This window comes from Streptomyces sp. NPDC006544 (assembly GCF_040611715.1).
Classification (GTDB): Bacteria; Actinomycetota; Actinomycetes; order Streptomycetales; family Streptomycetaceae; genus Streptomyces.
Genome location: NZ_JBEXOV010000064.1, coordinates 1 through 18,792 on the forward strand (window position 1 = coordinate 1; position 18,792 = coordinate 18,792).

Genomic DNA, 18,792 nt, shown 5'->3' on the forward strand with positions numbered 1-18,792 from the left:
ACGACCGGGTCAAGATCCCAAGCCCCAGCCGCTCCAGACGCGACACCAACACGAACGGCTCAACGCCCACCCCGCCCCAAAAGCAACGGCATTGGAAGGCATGACCTGGGGGGTGGTGTCGCCGGGTCCGTAAGGTGAACTCGGCGTCGAGAGCCGCACCGTGGACTTCACCGACCTCTCGCCCTCGTCGAGAACCGCAGACGACGATTCGCATGTTCGGTCAGCCGTCCGCAGTCTTTGAGGACTCAGGCCGACCGATTGCCGACGTCTCCGACGCACCGTCAGGGCAGTGCAGCAGCCCGGTGTCCGGGACGCGGAGCGGGACGGCCCCGCATCCGTCCGTTCGCCGTGCCGGTACTGCCGCCTGCCCGAGTGCCGCGCAGCCCCGTCGGCACCAGGCTCAACGCCCGGGTGCGGTCGTCGTGCTGGAACGTACGACGAGGCGCGGTTCGACCGAGCGCGGCTCGGGGACGGCGTCCGGGGCGTCGATCTGGCGGAGCAGATGGGTCACCGCGAGGGCGCCCATGTGCTGGAACGGCTGGGCGATGGTGGTGAGGGAGGGCGAGCAGTACTCGGCGAGCTCGATGTCGTCGAATCCGACGACCGAGATGTCGTCCGGTACGCGCCGCCCCACCTCGTGCAGGGCCCTGATCACCCCGAAGGCCATCTCGTCGCTCGCGACGAAGATGGCGGTGACGTCCGGGATCCGTGCGAGCACCAGGCCGTTGCGGTAGCCCGAGGCGGGTGACCAGTCCCCTTCCAGCGGTGGCGGCACGGCACGGCCCGCGCTTTCGAGGGCGGATTGCCAGCCGTCGCGGCGGTGGGCTGATTCCAGCCACTCAGCGGGGCCGGTGATGTGCCACACCGTCTCGTGTCCGAGGTCCAGCAGGTGCTGGGTGGCGATGCGGGCGGCCTGGACCTGGTCGATGGCGAGGACCTCGGTCGCGTCGGTGCGCGAGCCGTCGATCGTGACGGTGGGCGTGGTGAGGGTGAGCTGCTCGATCCTCCGGCTGGTGTGGATGAGGGGCACCGAGAGGATGATCCCCTCGACGTCCTGGTCGGCGAGCCGGGAGAGCGCGTTCTCGATGGCGGAGGTGTCCAGCGAGGCGGTGGTGGCGGCGCTGACGGCGTAGCCGGCCTCATGGGCGGCCTTCTCGATGCCGGAGGTGACGGCGGCCCTGGAGTAGAAGCTCGTCTGGAGGGTCACGACGCCGATGGTCCGGCTCCGGCCCGACGAGAGCATCCGGGCCGCGTTGTTGCGGCGGTAGCCGAGCTGGTCGACCGCGGCCAGGACCTTCGCGCGCGTCTTCTCCTGCACGTTGGGGTGCCCGGCGAGCGCACGCGAGACGGTCTGCGCGGACACGCCGGCGACCCGGGCGACATCGACCATGCCCGGGGAGCGCGCTCCGCTCTTGGTGTCGCCGCTCTTCCCCATGGGATCCCTTTCTCCTGTCCGACCTGGCCAATGATATCGCTCACATGGCTGCTCACGTGCAGTTTTACCGGTCAGGACATCAAGCGCGACCAACTATTGGCATCGATAACATTCTCTGCCATAGTTTCGGCCATCAGCACACCGGGCGGACGACAGCGCCGGTATGCCCCGCCGGACAGGCGGCCCCCGTGCAGGACGTCTCCGGTGCCTGCCGCGGCCCTCAGGAGGAGCTGTGAAGCGTAGTTTCATCCGTTTTGCCGGAGTGGCAGGTGCTCTCACCCTCGCCCTCGCGGCCACCGGCTGCTCGGGATCGGGCTCCGGCACCGGATCGGCCTCCGGAAAGGCATCGATAACATTCTGGGGATGGGCACCCGGCTACGAGGACGCCGTCAACGCCTTCAACGCCGGCCACCCGGACATCAAGGTCACGTACCAGACGGTGCAGCCCGGGGCGAAGGGCGGCTACCAGAAGATGCTGAACGCCGTGAAGGCGGGCAACGCGCCCTGTCTGGCCCAGGTGGGGTACGAGACGATGCCCAGCTTCGCCGCCCAGGGCGCCCTCCAGGACGTGTCGAAGCACGCCGGCTCCGCCAAGCAGGAGTACCAGGGCGCCGCCTGGAAATCGGTGAGTCTCGGCAAGGCCGTCTACGGGGCTCCGGTGGACACCGGCCCCATGGCCCTCTTCTACAACAAGAAGCTGTTCGACTCGCTCGGCCTGAAGCCCCCGGCCACCTGGGCCGAGTACCGCGCCGCGGGGGAGAAGATCCACGCCTCCGACCCGAAGCGGTTCATCTCCTCGCCCTACCTCGACTACGACTACGCCGGGCTCGCCTGGCAGGCGGGGGCCGACTGGTTCGACGTCGACAAGGACGCCTGGAAGGTCGACATGGCCTCCGCGGAGAACGGACAGGTCGCGGACTACTGGCAGGGCCTCGCGAACGACGGCCTGATCAGCAGCGCCCCCATGTACGACCAGGCGTGGTACACGGGGCTGGGCAACGGCGACATCGCCACGGTCGTCGGGGCGGTGTGGCAGGCGGGAGTCATCAAGGGCGGCGCCAAGGACGGGGACGGGCAGTGGGCCGTCGCCCCCATGCCGCAGTGGCAGGAGGGCGACAAGAAGGTCGGCAACGCCGGCGGATCGGCGACGGCCGTGCTCAAGGGCTGCGAGAACACCGCGGCCGCGTGGGAGTTCGCCCACTGGCTGGGAACCGACGAACAGGCGGTCGGCACGTTGGTCGAGAAGGCTTCGATCTATCCCGCCGCGAACGATCTGCTCCACCTGCCGCAGCTGAAAGCCGACCCCTACTTCGGCGGGCAGCAGATCTACGAGGTCTTCGCCGCGGCCACGCAGGACGTCGACCCCGAGTGGACCTGGGGCCCGCTGATGACCTCCACGGTCGCGGATCTCAATGACGGTCTCGGCAAGGCGTGGACCGGGAAGGGCACCATCGCGCAGGCGCTGAGCCACACCCAGGACTCCACCATGGCCGAAATGCGCAAGCAGGGCCTCGCGGTCGCCCCGTAACGCTGTCGCCGGGGCGGGGGCGTGACAGGAATCCCTCCCACCCCCGCCCCGTCATCAGCACGTACAAGCAGCCGCCCCGCCGTTGACTCGCCGGCCGGCGGGGGCGAACCACAGTGAGGACCCCGTTCGTGACCCAAGCCTCCCCTTCGGTGCGCGCGACCGGACGGCGCCCGGCGGCCGCCGCTCCGTCCCGGCCCGCACGCGGAGCCCTCTCCGGGCGCCCGCGACGTCTGGGCCCCTGGCTCTTCTGCGCCCCGTTCGTCGCCCTGTTCGTGGCCATGTACATCGCACCGATCCTGTACGCGGCCTACAACAGTCTTTTCACCGTCCGCCGGTCGGGGCTGGGCCTGACCGCCCCGACGGAGGTCTTCGCCCCTCTGGACAACTACGTGCGCGCCGTGCACGACGGCTCGTTCACCGCCTCGCTCGGCCGCGTGGCCCTGTTCGGCGTCGTGCAGGTGCCGCTCATGCTGGCAGCGGCCCTGGCGCTGGCCCTGCTCATCGACTCCAAGTCGGCGCGGGGCCGGGGCTTCTTCCGCCTGACGAGCTTCATCCCCTACGCGATCCCCGGCGTCAGCGCCGCGCTCGTGTGGTCGTTCATGTACTCCTCGACGTCCAGCCCGATCAACCGGCTGCTCGAACCGCTCGCCGTCACCGTTCCGTTCCTCGACGACGGCATCGTGCTGTGGTCGGTGGCCAACATCGTCACCTGGAGCTGGGTCGGCTACAACATGATCATCATCTACGCGGCCCTGCAGTCCATCCCCGCCGAGGTCCTCGAAGCCGCCCGCATGGACGGAGCCTCCGCCCTGCGGATCGCCTGGAGCATCAAGATCCCCTCGGTACGGGGCGCGCTGGTGCTCACCACCGTGTTCTCGATCATCGGATCGGCCCAGCTGTTCAACGAGCCGACCGTCCTGCAGCCGGTCTCCGGCGGTTCGATCTCCTCCGCCTTCACCCCTCTGATGTCGGCACAGAGCGCGGTCGCGGCAGGCAACTACCCGTACGCGGCAGCCCAGTCGGTCCTGCTCGCGGTCGCCGTGGGCCTCGTGTCGCTCATCTTCTTCAAGCTGACCCGCCGAGGAGACCAGGCATGACCACGGTGATCCCCGCCCACGCCCCCGCCCACGCGCCCGTGCCCGCCCGCGCGCCCGTGCCCGCCCGGATCGGACCCCGCCGCGAGCCGCGCCCCGCCGGCCGCGTCACCGTACTCGCCCTGCTGGGCCTGTCCGCGTTCTACTTCCTCTTCCCGCTGTGGTGGCTGCTGGTGTCGGCGACCAAACCCTTCGGGGAGCAGTTCAGCGGCAGCGGCCTGTGGTTCGACGGCTTCGGCCTGTTCGACAACATCGCCCGGCTCAGCAGCCAGGACGACGGCATCTTCTGGCGCTGGATGCTCAACAGCGTTCTGTACTGCGGCATCGGCGCGCTCGTGGGCACCGTCCTGTCCGCCCTGACCGGCTACGCCCTGGCCAAGTACGACTTCCCCGGCCGCGGGATGCTGTTCTCGCTGGTCCTGGCAGCCGTCCTCGTGCCCAAGGTGCTGTTCACACTGCCGCTGTACCTGATGTTCTCGGGTGTTCACCTGATCGACAATCCCCTGGCGGTCCTGCTGCCGAGCGTCGTCAGCCCCTTCGGTGTCTACCTCGCGCGTGTCTTCGCCGAGCAGAGCGTGCCCGACGAGGTCCTCGAAGCCGGCCGCCTCGACGGCGCGGGTGAGTTCCGCATCTTCCGCACGATCGGGGTACGGATGATGCTCCCCGCCCTCGTCACGATCTTCCTGTTCCAGTTCGTCGAGATCTGGAACAACTACCTGCTGCCCGCCATGGTCCTGGGGGACGACCGGCTGCAGCCGGTGACGGTGGGTCTCGTCGCCTGGAACGCCAGCCACGTCGCCGTGCCCCCGCCCCTCGTCGTCATCGGATCCCTGGTCTCCGTAGTTCCGCTTCTGATCGCCTTCCTCGCGCTCCAGCGCTTCTGGCGCGCGGGCATGACCGCCGGAGCCGTCAAGTGACCCCTCCCGCCCTCACCACCGAGTCCGCCGGCACCGCCCGACCTGACACCGTCACCGACGGCGGTGGCGCTCTTGTCACGCAACCGGTGCTGAGCTGGGCGGACGGATCCTTCCTGCGCCACGGTCAGCCCCACCGCATCCTGTCCGGCTCCCTGCACTACTTCCGTGTCCACCCGGAGCAGTGGGCGGACCGCCTCGAGCGCGTCGCCGCACTCGGCCTGAACACCGTGGACACCTACGTGCCGTGGAACTTCCACGAGCGCAGCCGCGGTGACATCCGCTTCGACGGCTGGCGTGACCTGCCGCGGTTCCTCCGGCTCGCCGAGGAAACCGGCCTGGACGTCATCGTCCGCCCCGGCCCGTACATCTGCGCCGAATGGGACAACGGCGGCCTGCCCGCCTGGCTGACCGGACGGCCCGGCATGCGGCCCAGGAGCAGCCACCCCGAGTTCCTCGACGAGGTCGGACGCTGGTTCGACGTACTGATCCCGCTCATCGCCGACCTCCAAGCGGCTCACGACGGCCCGGTCGTGGCCGTGCAGATCGAGAACGAGTACGGCAGCTACGGCGACGACCACACCTACATGCGCTGGCTGCGCGACGCCCTGGCAGCACGCGGCGTCTCCGAGCTGCTGTTCACCGCGGACGGGCCCACACCGCTGATGCTCGACGGTGGCACCCTTCCCGGCGAACTGGCGGCCGCCACGTTCGGCTCACGCCCCGACCAGGCCGTCCGGCTGCTCCGCTCACGCCGCACCGGCGAGCCCTTCCTCTGCGCCGAGTTCTGGAACGGCTGGTTCGACCACTGGGGCGAGACACACCACGTCCGGTCCCCTTCGAGCGCCGCCGACGACATCGACGGCATCCTGGCCCAAGGCGGCTCGCTGAGCCTCTACATGGCACACGGCGGCACCAATTTCGGGCTGTGGGCCGGCGCGAACCACGACGGCACGGCCCTCCAGCCGACCGTCACCAGCTACGACTCCGACGCCCCCGTGGCCGAACACGGCGCGCTCACGCCCAAGTTCCACGCGCTGCGCGACAGGCTCGCCCCCCACAGCACCCGGCCCGTCCCCGAGCCGCCGGACGACCCGCCCCTGCTGGAGCCCGCCACCCTCCCCGTACACCGCGGATCCGCACTGCCGGCTGCGCTGAGGTCGGTGTCGACGCCCGTGCACGCCGCCAACCCGCTGAGTTTCGAGGACCTCGGACAAGCCTCGGGCCTCGTGCTCTACACCGCGCACCCGGTCGTACCTCCCGGCACCCACGAGGTGACGGTCACCGGCCTCCACGACCGCGCACAGGTCTTCGTCGACGGCACCCTCGTCACCGTCCTGGACCGGCCGGAGGCGTCCTTCGGCGTCACGGGTACGGGCGCGGCGATCCAGCTCGACCTGCTGGTGGAGAACCAGGGACGCATCAACTACGGCCCGCTGCTGGGACAGGGCAAGGGCATTCTGGGCGGGGTCCGCGTGGAACGGCGGCTCGTCCACGGATGGTCCATGTACCCCCTGCCGCTCGACGAGTGGACCACGGAGGACCTCACGCGCGCCGGCGCGGCCGCCGAGTCCGCAGACGGCCGCGGCATCGCCACCGCACGCCTGCACGTCGCGGAGCCCGCCGACACCTTCCTGAGCCTGCCCGGCTTCGGCAAGGGCTTCGTGTGGGTCAACGACACCCTGCTCGGCCGCTACTGGGACGTGGGCCCGCAGACGACCCTCTACGTTCCACGTCCGCTGCTGCGCGCGGGGGACAACGTCCTGACGATCCTCGAACTCGACCGCTTCGGCCACCACGTCGACCTCGTGGACGCGCCCGCCCTCGGGCCCTGCGAGGAATACGTCGAGACGTTCGACTGACTCGCCGACGCCCCTCCCGCACGCCACCGCACGTGGTCGATTCAGCGACCGCGAAACACCCCGAAGGACTCCAGCACCGATGTCCACTCCCCCGGACTCCGCGTACACCTCCCACACCGCACGCGAGATCGCCTCCCAGCCGGACTGCTGGCGCAGGGCGGCCGCCTCGGTCACCGGCCACCAGGACGTCCTGCCCCAGCACGGTGAGCGCGTGGCCGTCATCGGCTGCGGAACGTCCTGGTTCATGGCCCTGGCCTACGCCGGACTGCGCGAGCGGGCCGGGCAAGGCGAGACGGACGCCTTCGCCGCCTCCCAGTTCCCAGCGGGCCGCCGCTACGACCGCATCGTGGCGCTGACCCGCTCGGGCACCACCACCGAGGTCCTGGACCTCGTGGCCCGGCTGCGCGGTCACGCGCCGGTCACCGCCGTCACCGCCGACGCGGGCACCCCGGTGGCCGATGTCGCCGACGGCGTCATCGAACTCGCCTACGCCGACGAGAAGTCGGTCGTGCAGACCAGGTTCGCCACGACGACCCTCGCCCTTCTGCGGGCCCACCTGGAGAGCCGGGGCCCGCTGCCCCGGGGAGTGCGCACGATCGCCCAGGCCGCCGCGGACGCCGAGCGGGCCGTTGCCGCACCGCTGCCCGAGGAGATGTGCGCAGCGGAGCAGATCACCTTCCTGGGCGACGGCTGGGCCTACGGCCTCGCGCTGGAGGCGGGGCTGAAGATGCGGGAGGCGGCCGGCGCCTGGACGGAGGCGTACCCGGCGATGGAGTACCGCCACGGCCCCATCAGCGTCGCCGGACCCGGCCGCGGCACCTGGGTCTTCGGGCCCGCACCGCACGGCCTCGCCGACGACGTCGCCCCTACCGGCGTCGCCTACCTCGCCGAATCCGGCGGCGCGGTGGGTGATCTGGACCCGCTGTCCGATCTCGTACGGGCCCAGCGCGTGGCCGTCCACCTGGCCGGCGCGCGGGGGCTCGACCCGGACAGGCCCCGAGCCCTGAGCCGCTCCGTGGTGCTGGCCGACGAGCATGGCTGAGCCGGCCGGCGCCCGCACCTGCGTGATCGCTCTGGACGTCGGCGGCACGTCGATGAAGGGCGCGCTCCTCGACCGCACCGTGCGGCCGCTGACGACCCTGCACGGCCCGACCCCGCGGAGCCAGGGCCCCGAGGCCACGGTCGACGCGATCACCCGGCTGCTGGGCGACCTGGCGGGGGCGGCGGTCGGCATCGGCGTGGAACCCGTCGCCGCCGGCGTCGTGGTCCCGGGCATCGTCGACGAGCCCGCGCAGCGCGCGGTGCACTCGGTCAACCTCGGCTGGTGCGACCTGCCCCTGGCCGCGGTACTCACGGACGCGACGGGACTCCCGGTCCGCATCGGCCACGATGTCCGCGCCGGCGGCACGGCGGAGAGCAGGCTCGGCGCGGCCCGCGGCTTCGACGACGCCCTGTTCGTGGCCATCGGTACGGGCGTCTCCGCCGCCCACTTGGTCGGAGGCCGTCCGCTCCGTGCGAGCGGATACGCCGGAGAACTCGGACACCTGGCGGTCGCCCCCGGGGCCGAGCAGTGCGCGTGCGGCATGCGGGGCTGCCTGGAGGCGGTGGCCTCGGCCCGCGCGATCGCCGCCGCCTACGCCGCCCGGTCGGGGCATGAGGTGGAGGGGGCCGAGGAGGTCGCGGCTCTCGTGGCGGGTGGCGATCCGGTGGCGTGCCGCGTGTGGCAGAGCGCGGTCGAGGCGCTGGCGGAAGCGTTCGCCGCGTGCGCCGCGGTCCTCGCTCCGGAAGTGATCGTGGTCGGCGGGGGCCTGTCCCGTGCCGGCGGCCTCCTGCTCGACCCGCTGCGCGTCGCGCTCGACCGCCGTCTGAGCTGTCACCGGCGACCGGAGCTGGTCCGGGCGGCTCTCGGGGCGCAGGCCGGCTGCCTCGGAGCCGGCCTGCTCGGCTGGGAAGCCGCCGACGCCGACCCGGCGGCCGGCAGGCCGGCCGGTCTGGTGGCCGACCGGGTGGGAGGAGCGCTGTGATCCTCACGGTCACCCTGAACGCCGCCCTGGACGTCACCCATTTCGTCGACGAGGTGACCCCCCATGCCTCCCACCGCGTCACACAGCCCGTCGAGCGGGCCGGCGGCAAGGGCATCAACGTGGCGCGGGTCCTGGCGGCACTGGGCCACCCGGTGCTCTCCACGGGTCTGGTGGGAGGAACGACCGGCCGGATCCTGCGCGAGGACCTGCGTGCGTCCGGCCTCGAGGACGCGCTGGTCCCCGTGCGGGGTGAATCCCGCAGGACCGTCACCGTCGTCTCCACGCGCAACGGGGACGCCACCGTGTTCAACCCGCCCGGGCCGCACGTCGACCCGCAGTCATGGCGGTCCTTCACACGGCGGTTCGCGGAACTCGCCGCCCGGGCCGACGTCGTCGTTCTTGCCGGCAGCCTCCCGCCGGGTCTGCCGTGCGACAGCTACGCCGGACTGCTGGCGACGGCCCGTTCCGCCGGGGCCGTGACCGTCCTGGACACCAGCGGCGCCGCCCTTCTCTCCGCGCTGGCCGCCGGCCCGGACGTGATCAAGCCGAACGCGGCGGAGATCCTCGAAGTCACCGGACGGTCGGATGTCGCCGCCGCGGCCGCCGGACTCCAGGCACTCGGCGCTCGGACGGTCGTCGCCTCCGACGGCCCCCGGGGCCTGCACGCCGTCACCCCGGAGGGGCGCTACCGCGCCCTGCCGCCCGCCCGGTTGCGCGGCAACCCGACCGGCGCGGGTGACGCCTGCGTCGCCGCGCTCGCAGCCGGTCTCGCAACGGGCCTGCCCTGGCCGGACCTCCTGCGGGACGCCGTCGCGCTGTCCGCGGCCGCCGTCCCGGCACCCCTCGCGGGCGATGTCCACCGCGACCTCTACGACCAGTTCCGTACGACCACGACCGTGAGTGTGGAGACGCCCCATGCCGCTGACAGCCACTGACGACATCATCGGCCCCGCGTACGCCCGGAACCGGGGTGTCGGAGCGTTCAACGTCGTCCAGCTCGAGCACGCCGAAGCCATCGTGGACGGAGCCCACCGGGCGAACCTGCCCGTGATCCTCCAGATCAGCGAGAACACCGTCCGCTACCACGGCTCCCTCGCGCCGATCGGCCGCGCCGCGCTCGCCCTGGCCGAACAGGCGACGGTGCCCGTGGCCGTCCATCTGGACCACGCGGAGTCCGAGGACCTGGTGCACGAAGCCGTTCGGCTCGGTTTCACCTCCGTGATGTTCGACGCCTCCAAGCTGCCGTACGGGCAGAACATCGCGGCCACCCGGGCGGTCACCGAGTACGGGCACCGGGCCGACGTACTCGTCGAGGCGGAGCTGGGCGAGGTGGGCGGCAAGGACGGCGCGCACGCCCCGGGGGTCCGCACCGACCCGGCGGAGGCCCGGGAGTTCGCCGCGGCGACCGCGGTGGACTGCCTGGCGGTGGCGGTCGGCAGCTCCCACGCGATGGCCACCCGTGACGCCGTACTGGACTTCGGCCTGATCGCGCGCCTGCGCAGCGCCGCCGGCGTGCCGCTGGTCCTCCACGGTTCGTCGGGCGTCTCGGACGCGGACCTCGCCAGGGCGGTGTCGGCAGGGATGACGAAGGTCAACGTCTCCACCCACCTCAACGCCATCTTCTCCGCGACCGTCCGGCGGGAACTCCACCGTCAGCCCGCGGTCAGCGACTCCCGCACGTACCTCGGCCCGGCCCGTGAGGAGGTCGCGGCGGAAGTCGCGCGCCTCCTGAACGTCCTGGCGGGCGTCTGAGGGCCCGCCCCCCACACTGCTCCCGCGTCCCGTGTCGTCCTGCCCGGGGCGCGGGAGCACCCCACTCGGGTCGTGTCACAGCGGTCCCGAGCACAGCCGCCGTCCCCAAGGACGACGGACCGTCAAAGGAGCCGCCCCCCTGGGCTCCTCCGATCAGGGAGTACCCGTGATCGCTCCTCGAAGCAGACTGGCCGGCGCACTCGTCGCCGCCGCGCTGGTCGTCTCCGGCGGCAGCACGCTGATGATGCCCCCGGCATCCGCGGCGTCGACCGCCCCCGCCGCCCCCGCCTACACCGTCACCGTTGGCGCCAAGGGCTCTTGGACGCACCCTGACGACACCCCCGCCGGCACCTACGTCGACAAGGACGGCACGTTCTACTTCCAGCAGGCCCACGCGCTCTACGGCGCCAAGGACCCCCGCAGGTGGACGTTCTTCACCGGGACGAACCTCGACACCGCCACCCGGTCCGGTGCCATCAGCGACGCGGTCAACCCGGCGAACTCCAATGACCGCAACAACGACACCAGTTGGCGCTGCGACAACAGCCCGACCGGTCTCGAAGCGACCACCGCGCCGGCGGGGTCGAGCTACGCGCACCGCAACTACTGTGACCTCGCCGGCGTCTGGGTCGACCCGGACACCGGCGACTGGTACGGACTCGTGCACAACGAGTTCACCCCGCAGCCGTTCGCCGACGGCTTGCACTACGACGGCATCGACTACGCCGTCTCCAAGGACCAGGGCCGCACGTGGACCATCAAGGACCACGTCATCACCTCGCACTACAGCACCGAGCGCGGCGACAACGCCGCCTTCCCGCAGCAGACCTTCCACTACGGCACCGGTGACCAACGGCTGTTCGTCGACACCGGATCCGGCTACTTCTACGCCTTCTACGGCTCCCGGATCGTGAACAAGGGCGGCGGTTGGGCCGCGTTCTACGGGCACGTCGCCCGCGCTCCGATATCGGCGAAGCTGGCGCCCGGCTCCTGGCAGAAGTGGTACGACGGCGCGTGGTCCGAGCCCGGCCTCGGCGGCCGCGAGAGCAACATGGTCCCCGTCGGCTCCGGCAGCACGACCGGATACACCCCGCCGTCGAAGGAGTACGACCCGGCCAACAGCGGCTCCGTGAGCCAGCAGGTCGCCGGCGGCCTGATGCCCCCGACGTCCCCGCTGTTCGTCATGGACATCACCTACAACGCCCACCTCGGCCTGTACATCGGCGAGCCCCAGGCGGTCGACCAGAGCGGCAACGCCCCCCAGGAGATCTACGCCACCGCCGACCTGACCACCCAGAAGTGGTTCCGTCTCGGCGACACCGGCAGCTACAAGAACGCCTCCTGGTACCGCTGGTTCCTCGACAGCGGCAACAAGACCAGCTCCACGATCGTCGGCAAGAACTTCCGCTCGTACTGCTCCTTCGGCTGCTCCGACGGAGCCAGCAGCGAATACGTCGACCTCGCGATCGACACGACCGAGCCCGCCGCGCCGGTCGACACCTCCAAGGCCTACCGCATCGGCAGCGCCGGCGGCCGGGTCCTGGCCCAGGTATCCGGCAGCTCGGCCACCACCTCGCGGGCCGCCGCCACCGGTTCCGGCCTCGAATCGTGGACCTTCGCCTCGAACGGCGACGGCTCCTACCGCATCGCCAACTCCGGCACCGGTCAGCTCCTCGGGGTGGGCGCCACCTCCACGGCGACCCGCGCCTGGGGCACCAAGCCGACCGTCACGGCGGCCGGGACCGGCGGGCCCACCGTCGGCCAGCAGTGGTTCGTCATCCGCGGCACCTCACCCGCCGACGGCACCTCCACCGGCACGTACAAGATCGTCAACCGGTACAGCGGACTCGTCATCGGTCTCTCCGCCGACTCCGCCCGCCTCTCCGAGACCACTCCCGTCCGCAGTTGGACCAACTCCACCGGCAACGCCGTCGGCGGTAGCCGCACGGCCGCCGAGCAGACCTTGACACTGGCTCCGATCGCCCAAGCCCCCGAAATGGTGACGGTCGCCAACCCGGGCAACCAGGCCGGAACCCTGAACAAGGCCGTCTCCCTCCAGCTTCAGGCAACCGACTCCCTCGGCAAGCCCCTGACCTTCACGGCGACCGGCCTGCCCGCCGGATTGAGGATCAGCTCCGGCGGCCTGGTCACCGGCACCCCGACCTCCGCCGGCACCTCGACCGTGACGGTCACGGCGACTTCCGGCACCGTCAACGGCACGGCCACGTTCACCTGGGCGGTCACGGCCTCCCTCAACGGAGTCCACACCCTCACCGCCGCGGGCAAAGCGCTCGACAACCCGGGCCACAGCACCACCCCCGGCACCCAGCTCGTCACCTGGTCGCCCAACGGCGGTGCCAACCAGAGCTGGGCCTTCACCCAGCAGACCGATGGCTCGTACCAGCTCAAGAACAGCGAGTCCGGCCTGTGCGCCGACGTAGAGGGCGGCTCCACCAGCGCAGGCGCGAAGATCATCCAGTGGACCTGCGGCAACGGCGCCAACCAGCGCTGGAACGTCACGCGGCAGGCCAACGGCAACCACACGGTCGCCTCCGCGGCGGGCGGACTGCTCCTGACCGCCGCCTCCTCCGCCAACGGCGCACCGGTCACCCAACAGCCAGACACCGGCACCGCACTCCAGCAGTGGACCGTCAACTGAGACCAGAGCGGCCACTGCGGCCTTGACCGGCCTGCCGGGGTCCCGGCCCCCTACCCGGGGCCCCGGCAGGTCTTCGTGTCTGCCCACGCATGCCCGTGGGTCAGCATCGCCGCAGCTTCGAGGGCCGGTCGCATGGCTTCGTCGACGGCCGAGGCGGGCCCGGTCGGCTCCCCGGGGTCTTTCAGCGGCCGCCGCCACCCGCCGCGTCCCCGCCGGTCGCGCCCCTCCGGAACGCCCGGGTGCCGGCGCGGGCGGCGACGTGCTCGGGAGGTTCTATGCCGTCCGCGAGGAGGGAGTCGGCCTCCGGGTCGCCCCAGGTGGTGACCAGGGGGAGGACTCCGGCCCAGATTCCGAGCGCGGCGTCGGGTCCGTCACCGTCGTCCGGGCCGCCGGTGCTCGTCTTGACCGACGCCTCCTCGAGCGACAGGCAGAGCAGCGCGGTGGCCGCCATCTCCTTGGCGTTCGGCTGTCGCGCGTAGTCCCACTGTCCGGGCGCGGCCTGCTCGGTCAGGCAGCGCAGCCCCTCCAGCTTCTCCCGCGCGTCCGTGACCAGGCGCGGGACGCCGTAGATCATCGCGCTGCGGTAGTTGACGCCGTGTTCGAACACCGACCGCGCGAGGACGAGGCCGTCCACGTGGGTCACGGTCACGCACACCGTCGCCCCGGGCGAGGCGACCAGGCTCCGGCTGGCGACGGACCCGTGGAAGTAGAGGTGCCGGCCGTCGCTGCCGTAGACGGTGGGGACGACCATGGGGTGGCCGTCGACGACCACTCCCAAGTGGCACATGAAGGCCGCGTCCAGGACCGCGTCGAGCTCGGCGCGGTCCAGACTTCCCTGCGCCCGCAGGCGGCGGTGACGGGTGCGGTCTGTCTGCGCCAGCGTGGCCGGGAGTTGGCTGTGGTTCACGTCGTCTCTTTCACGAGTGCGGTGCGAGCGGGCGGACTTCACGGCGTGGTGGACGGGGCCGCGAGGGACGGCCGGGGCACACCGAGCCAGTCGGACAGCATCCCTCACGCTACCGATATCGCCGTTCCCGCGCCAGGATTCAACGAAATCAGTTCACCAGTTGGCACGATTCCGCGAAATCCCTCGCTCGGCGGGCAGGTGAACGACACCCTCCCGTTTTAGTTACTCAAAAGTAATATGACGACCCTTCAGTGACGTGGTGCTTCGCTGCCAGACTCGTGCCCAGTGCGTCCAAAGGGCCCGCCGGTCGTCCTCATCCCTCTCGAACGGATCCGACATGCTTCGCTCCTCCCTGGCCGCCGCCGTGCTCCTGGTGGCCACGCTCGCCCCGGCCACCCCGGCCTCGGCCGCCACCGGTCCGTGCCGCCTGGCCGGGACCGCCGGCCTGGCCGACCTCGTGCCGGGCGACAGCACCCTGGGACTCTCGGCACTGCAGCCGTCAGCCGTCGGCCTGCCGTCTCAGATCCATTTGCGCGGGACCACGGAAACCTTCAACCGGCGGTGGTCCTTCGCTCTGCGGGCGGGCCGGATCCATGTCAAGGAGGCCGCCGCGAGCGGAGGTTGGCGCGTGATGGCACTGCCCGACTGTCTGGCCGGACACGTCACCGGCATCTCCGTGGACGACGACGAACTGGTCGCGCTCGACGAGGACGGTGCCATCTACACCATGGACCACGCCCTCAACGCGCCCTGGACGTGGAACTGGACCCACCGCTACGGTGCCCCGCTGTGGCTGGGCGGCGGCAACACCGTCCCCTACCACTCGGCCCGCTGGACCTGGTCGGTCCTGTCTCCCGGCGAGGACAAGGTGTGGCGCGACACCGCCGGCAACGACCACCCGGCGGGCGGAGCCAAGGTCTCCCACGTCTTCGCGCTCAACGAGGACGGCAGCCGCATCACGTATGTCGACCCCTGGCTCCCCGCCGACCACAGCTACGAGATGGCCACCCCGCTGGGCGGACGCTTCCAGGCCGAGGCGCTGTCCACCGCCGCCTCCACCTCCTTCGTCATCAACCGCTACGGCGACATGTACACCCGCCTGTACGACTTCGACATCGCCGGCTCCGACAGGATCTTCTTCAGCTACTCCTACGAGGACCAGCGCGGCGCGGCCTTCCCGAAGATCCAGCTGCCCGCCCCCGGCTGGATGCGCCAGCCCAAGATCCCCGGACAGGTCACCGACCGGATCTCGATCCACAAGACCGGCGTCGGATCGGACGCCCGCGAACTGCGCGTCGAGGGCGGCGACCAGGGCCGCACCGGCTACTGGGGCAAGGCCCTCACCGCGTCCGGGTGGACCTTCACGCCCACCGGCGAGCATCTCGAGGGCCACGGCCTGCAGAACACGGCGGCCGACCGCTCCGCCGACACCCTGGCACCGCCCTCGCCGTACGACTACGGCGGCGCGCTCGGCCAGGTCACCGCCCGCGTCGAGGAGTTCGACGTCGCGGTGGGGGCCACGCCGCTGATCCTCCGGGCGGGCGGCCAGGAGCTCCGGCTCACGCTGCACACGGTCGACGGTCTGCGCCAGAGCCCCCAGGCCCCGGGGCTCACGTCCCAGCCCAGGAGCTTCTACGGCACCGTCGAAGTTCCGCAGGCCGTACTCGACGGCCTCGACTCCTACGACCCCGCCCTGCGCGCCCTCGTCCGCGACCGGTTGGGCTCCGCCCGGTTCACCGACACCGACGTGGTGGTCACCGACCGGACCATGACCCTCGCCCGCCTCGACCTCCCCCTGAACCGCACCTGACGGAGCCGGTGACCGCCCGGAGGACCGGTCGACGCGCTCGCCCCGATCCTGGCGACGCTCGACCGGTACGGGGTCCGCGTGCTCGCGCGTCAGTGTCCGGCCGCGGCCTTGACCAGCGCGACGGCCGTCCCGATCGCCGCGTCGATCGCGCCGGCCAGGAGGGCGAAGGCCGCCCCGCCGCCCATGCGGATCCCGCCGTAGCACCCCCACGCGAACAAGGTGGCGACGTTGACCCCGGCTGCCGTGAGCAAGGCCGACTCCAGGCCCATCACACCCAGGGCCGACGCGCCGATCAGGACGAGCGGTCCCACCGCCGACACGAGCAGCGGACTGCTGACGAAGAGCATCGTGCGCAGTTCCCGCCCCCGCGCGAACGCGCCGTGCACCACGCGGTGGGCCTGCTGGTCGGCGACCAGTGCGGACAACCAGAGGCCGGCCGAGGCGGTCGCCACCGTCGCGGCGGCTCCCACGGCCTCCACATGGCTGCTGCCCGCGAGCCCGATGACGACGGAGATCATGGTGATGGTCGCGTAGAGCCGCTCCTTGAGCTGGGCCGCGGCCGTCTCCGCGACCCTCGCCGTGTCCCCTGCGTCCGCCGCGCGTTCCGTCACGCGAGCCACCGTAGGGGGCGGCGTGCCGGGCACCCCGGAACGACGCCGGAACCATGCCTTCCCGTGTCGTACGGGGAAGGGCGCCGGTCGCGGCGTCAGCCCCCGATGCGGGCCACCAGGAGGGCCACGTCGTCGTCGGCCGCCGCCGGGACGAGGTGGGTGATCAGCGAGTCGCACAGGTGGTCCAGCCGGCGCTGGGGGTCCGCGAGGAGACGTGTCAGTTCGGCCAGCCGCTCGTCGAGGTCCCGGCCGCGTGCCTCGATCAGGCCGTCGGTGTAGAGGACCAGGAGACTGCCCGGAGGCAGGGTGAAGTCCGTGGGCGTGAAGGAGACGCCGCCGACGCCCAGGGGGACGCCGGGCGGCGTGTCCAGGAGCCGGACCATGCCGTCGGGGAGCACGAGGGCGGGCGGCGGGTGCCCGGCCCGGGTGACGGTGCAGTGGCCGGTGGCCGGGTCGCAGACGACGTACAGGAAGGTGGCCAGCATCGGCTCGGCGAGATCGCCCAGTACGGCTTCCAGCTGGTCCAGGAGCCGGACGGGCGGAAGGTCCAGGCGGGCGAGGGCCCGTACGGAGGCGGACAGCCGGCCCATGACCGCGGCCGCCGCGATGCCGTGTCCCATGACGTCGCCGATCAGCAGGCCCGCCTTGCCCCCGGCCAGGTGCAGGACGTCGTACCAGTCGCCGCCGACCTCGTTGACGTCGCTCGCGGGAAGGTAGCGGTGGCTGACCTCGAGGCCCGGGGGCGGGGTGATGTGCTGGGGAAGCATGCTGCGCTGGAGGATGACCGCGGTTCCGTGTTCCCGGTGGTAGAGCCGGGCGTTGTCGATGCTGAGCGCGGCGCGGGCCGTGAGTTCACCGGCGAGGGTGACGTCCTCGGCGCCGAAGGGCCCGACCGGGCGGGTGCGGTAGAAGGTGGCGACGCCGAGCACCGTCTCCCGCGCCACCAGGGGGACCATGATGGACGAGTGCACTCCCACCGAGACCAGCTGCCCGGGCTTGGCCGTGTGCCGGGTGGCGAGGGCGACGGCCTGCTCGTCGAGCCGGGCGACCAGATAGCTCTGCCGGGCCGCGAGGGCCTGGGTGTAGGGGGCGGCCGGAGGGAAGACGAGGGTCCTGCCGAGGGGGGCGAGGACGTCGGTCACCCTGGATCCCGTCAGGGGGGCCTTGCCCAGGCGCCGCAGTGCGACCCCGCCGATCAGCCCGGTGCCGGGCTCGTCCCCGCGCGCCAGGGCGTCCAGGACGTCCACGGTGACGGCGTCGGCCAGGCGCGGCACGGCGAGGTCGGCGAGTTCCTGCGCGGTGCGCTCCAGGTCCAGGCTGGAGCCGACGCGGATGCTGGCCTCGCTGAGCAGGGCGAGGCGGCGCCGTCCCGCTTCGGCCTCCACGTGGTCGCGCTGCTGGTCGGTGATGTCGACGAGCGAGGCGATGACGCCGATCGGCATGTGGGCGGGATCCTCGACCCGGACGTAGGAGCACGACCACGCCCGGTCGTGGTCCGGTTCGGCCGGTGTCCGTCCGACGCGGCGGCGGTCCAGGAGCGGCTGCCCGGTCGCCAGGACCTGCAGCATGGCCTCCTCCATCTCGTGGGCGTTCACCTCCGGGAGGATCTCGGCCAGGCGGCGCCCCACGTGCGCCGACTCCGGCAGCCCGTTCATGGCCTCGAGCGCGGCGTTGACCTGCAGGAACCGCAGTTGGGTGTCGAGGACCGCGATGCCGACCGGGGAGCGGGAGAACAGGCCGTCCCACACCGCCGACGACCCCCTGATGCGCCGCGCCGCGTGGGCATCGGCGGCGAAGACCAGGATCGTCGCCGCGCCGTGCCCGCGGTCGGACACCGGTGAGGCCCAGATCTCCACCTCCAGCGGGTGCCCGTCGTGGTGCCAGACGGTCACCGTGCCCATCACCCCCCGCCCGGTGGCCGCGGCCTCCCAGAGGGAGCGGCCCAGGCTCCGGTCGGACCCCGGATGGAGGAGGTCGGCGATGTTGCGTCCCAGCATCTGCGGCGGGGCGTACCCCAGCAGCTCCTGCGCCACCTGGTTCCAGCGCACGATCGTGCCGTCGGCGCTCGTGGACATCAGGGCGACCGGCAGCGCGCCCAGCCATCCGCCGGCGGCCTGCGCGGCGCCGCTGATCAGCTCGTCCGCCGGGATGGGCTCATTCATCCGGCACCCGTACCCGGCGCCGCGGCGTCCTTGC

The 18,792-nt window shown here is 71.8% G+C and carries 14 protein-coding genes; 10 read left to right on the top strand and 4 right to left on the bottom strand.

What is annotated here, in order from left to right:
- Positions 1 to 400: 400 nt before the first annotated feature.
- Positions 401 to 1,435 carry a LacI family DNA-binding transcriptional regulator gene (locus tag ABZY44_RS25965; RefSeq protein ID WP_356657800.1) on the bottom strand — a complete coding sequence of 345 codons (1,035 nt, stop codon included), beginning with the start codon at positions 1,433 to 1,435 and terminating at the stop codon, positions 401 to 403.
- A 232-nt stretch (positions 1,436 to 1,667) separates the two neighbouring features.
- On the opposite strand from ABZY44_RS25965, the gene ABZY44_RS25970 reads away from it, so the two are divergent.
- The 9 genes from ABZY44_RS25970 (at position 1,668) to ABZY44_RS26010 (ending at position 13,268) form a co-directional block, all read left to right on the top strand.
- Positions 1,668 to 2,963 carry a sugar ABC transporter substrate-binding protein gene (locus ABZY44_RS25970; RefSeq protein WP_356657802.1) on the top strand — a complete coding sequence of 432 codons (1,296 nt, stop codon included), beginning with the start codon at positions 1,668 to 1,670 and terminating at the stop codon, positions 2,961 to 2,963.
- A gap of 128 nt (positions 2,964 to 3,091) precedes the next feature.
- Positions 3,092 to 4,060, top strand: a complete 969-nt coding sequence (locus ABZY44_RS25975; RefSeq protein ID WP_356657804.1) for a sugar ABC transporter permease — start codon at positions 3,092 to 3,094, stop codon at positions 4,058 to 4,060.
- The gene (locus ABZY44_RS25980) at positions 4,057 to 4,974 is read left to right on the top strand and encodes a carbohydrate ABC transporter permease (RefSeq protein ID WP_356657806.1); all 918 of its coding nucleotides are present in this window, start codon (positions 4,057 to 4,059) and stop codon (positions 4,972 to 4,974) included. The genes ABZY44_RS25975 and ABZY44_RS25980 overlap by 4 nt, the downstream gene beginning before the upstream one ends.
- A gap of 86 nt (positions 4,975 to 5,060) precedes the next feature.
- Entirely contained in the window at positions 5,061 to 6,833 is a 1,773-nt protein-coding gene (locus tag ABZY44_RS25985) for a glycoside hydrolase family 35 protein (protein WP_356657854.1), read from the top strand.
- Positions 6,834 to 6,912: 79 nt separating this feature from the next.
- A complete protein-coding gene (locus ABZY44_RS25990) occupies positions 6,913 to 7,875 on the top strand; it encodes a sugar isomerase (RefSeq protein ID WP_356657808.1) in 963 nt (320 codons plus the stop codon).
- Positions 7,868 to 8,857 (top strand): ROK family protein, encoded by a 990-nt coding sequence (locus ABZY44_RS25995; protein ID WP_356657810.1) that lies wholly within the window; start codon positions 7,868 to 7,870, stop codon positions 8,855 to 8,857. Before ABZY44_RS25990 ends, ABZY44_RS25995 begins: the two co-directional genes overlap by 8 nt.
- The gene (locus ABZY44_RS26000) at positions 8,854 to 9,792 is read left to right on the top strand and encodes a hexose kinase (protein WP_356657812.1); all 939 of its coding nucleotides are present in this window, start codon (positions 8,854 to 8,856) and stop codon (positions 9,790 to 9,792) included. Before ABZY44_RS25995 ends, ABZY44_RS26000 begins: the two co-directional genes overlap by 4 nt.
- Positions 9,773 to 10,609, top strand: a complete 837-nt coding sequence (locus ABZY44_RS26005) for a class II fructose-bisphosphate aldolase (protein WP_356657814.1) — start codon at positions 9,773 to 9,775, stop codon at positions 10,607 to 10,609. Before ABZY44_RS26000 ends, ABZY44_RS26005 begins: the two co-directional genes overlap by 20 nt.
- 166 nt (positions 10,610 to 10,775) lie before the next feature.
- Complete coding sequence (locus tag ABZY44_RS26010; protein WP_356657815.1) at positions 10,776 to 13,268, top strand: RICIN domain-containing protein; 2,493 nt, start codon at positions 10,776 to 10,778, stop codon at positions 13,266 to 13,268.
- A gap of 181 nt (positions 13,269 to 13,449) precedes the next feature.
- Here ABZY44_RS26010 and ABZY44_RS26015 read toward each other — a convergent pair whose 3' ends face one another.
- Positions 13,450 to 14,175: a pyridoxamine 5'-phosphate oxidase family protein gene (locus ABZY44_RS26015; RefSeq protein WP_356657816.1), complete on the bottom strand. Its 726-nt coding sequence runs from the start codon at positions 14,173 to 14,175 to the stop codon at positions 13,450 to 13,452.
- A gap of 337 nt (positions 14,176 to 14,512) precedes the next feature.
- On the opposite strand from ABZY44_RS26015, the gene ABZY44_RS26020 reads away from it, so the two are divergent.
- Positions 14,513 to 15,985, top strand: a complete 1,473-nt coding sequence (locus tag ABZY44_RS26020) for a hypothetical protein (RefSeq protein WP_356657818.1) — start codon at positions 14,513 to 14,515, stop codon at positions 15,983 to 15,985.
- Between the two features lie 89 nt (positions 15,986 to 16,074).
- Here ABZY44_RS26020 and ABZY44_RS26025 read toward each other — a convergent pair whose 3' ends face one another.
- Positions 16,075 to 16,596: a hypothetical protein gene (locus tag ABZY44_RS26025; RefSeq protein ID WP_356657820.1), complete on the bottom strand. Its 522-nt coding sequence runs from the start codon at positions 16,594 to 16,596 to the stop codon at positions 16,075 to 16,077.
- A gap of 95 nt (positions 16,597 to 16,691) precedes the next feature.
- Entirely contained in the window at positions 16,692 to 18,758 is a 2,067-nt protein-coding gene (locus ABZY44_RS26030; protein ID WP_356657822.1) for a SpoIIE family protein phosphatase, read from the bottom strand.
- Between the last annotated feature and the right edge of the window lie 34 nt (positions 18,759 to 18,792).